At 66.0% G+C, this 488-nt stretch carries 1 protein-coding gene; it reads left to right on the forward strand.

The window, feature by feature from the left end; all coding sequences use genetic code 11:
- A partial coding sequence (gene def / locus ACT84W_RS05940; protein ID WP_444328556.1) for a peptide deformylase occupies positions 1–460 on the forward strand: 460 nt, incomplete at its 5' end.
- Between the last annotated feature and the right edge of the window lie 28 nt (positions 461–488).

Consider the following 488-nt stretch of genomic DNA (forward strand, 5'->3'; position numbering starts at 1 on the left):
GCTCGCCGACCGCATGCTCAAGACCATGTACGCCGCCGACGGCTGCGGCCTCGCCGCGCCACAGGTCGGCGTACTCAAGCAGATCGTCGTCATCGACTGCGACTACGCCGGCAAGGGCACGAAGAAGAACCCCTACGTGCTCATAAACCCGCGCATCATCACCGCCGACGGAGACCTGCGCGACTTCCAGGAGGGCTGCCTCAGCTTCCCCGGTATCAACGTCACGGTCACGCGCCCGTCGCACGTGGTCGTCCAGGCCTACGACCTCGACGGCGACCTCATGCAGTACGAGGCCGAGGGCAACCTCATGGCCGTTTGCATGCAGCACGAGATCGACCACCTGCATGGCAAGACCATGGTCGACCACCTCGCGCCGCTCAAGCGCGCCGAGGCTATGCGCGACTACGAGGAGGCTCTTGCCGCGGGAGCCCGCCCCGGCGAGACCGAGGTCGAGGAGTAGCAGAGCCGCAGTTCACATAGGCTGGCAA

This window comes from Paratractidigestivibacter sp., from assembly GCF_052362415.1.
GTDB lineage: Bacteria > Actinomycetota > Coriobacteriia > Coriobacteriales > Atopobiaceae > Paratractidigestivibacter.